The following is a 326-nucleotide window of genomic DNA, read 5'->3' as shown; positions in this document are numbered from 1 at the left end:
CCTGATCGCTGAGCGTACGCACCGGTCGGGCCGGGTTGCCCACCCACAGCTCGCCTTCGCCCACCACCTTGACCGGCCCGATCACCGCACCGGCGCCGACAAAGCTGTGCCGGCTCACGGTGGCGCCATCGCGGATGCACGCCCCCATCCCGATCAGGCTGTACTCGCCGATCGTGCAGGCATGGATGATGGTGCCGTGGCCGACGGTGACGCCCTCTCCGATCAGGGTCGTGTAGCCGCCCTTGTTGTTGGGGCTGTGGTGGCTGACATGGATGATGGTGCCATCCTGGATGTTGCTGGGCGCGCCGATCCGCACATGGTTGACG

Annotated in this window: 1 protein-coding gene; it reads right to left on the bottom strand. The window is 67.2% G+C overall.

Going from position 1 to position 326, the window contains the following annotated elements:
• Positions 1-326 (bottom strand): gamma carbonic anhydrase family protein (locus ACQG3P_RS19015; RefSeq protein ID WP_426805906.1); only part of this gene is annotated, 326 nt, incomplete at both ends.

Source organism: Stenotrophomonas sp. SrG (assembly GCF_050031795.1).
GTDB classification, from domain to species: Bacteria; Pseudomonadota; Gammaproteobacteria; order Xanthomonadales; family Xanthomonadaceae; genus Stenotrophomonas; species Stenotrophomonas rhizophila_A.
The sequence above is the reverse complement of the archived record's forward strand: the minus strand, read 5'-3'. Positions and strand labels throughout refer to the sequence as shown.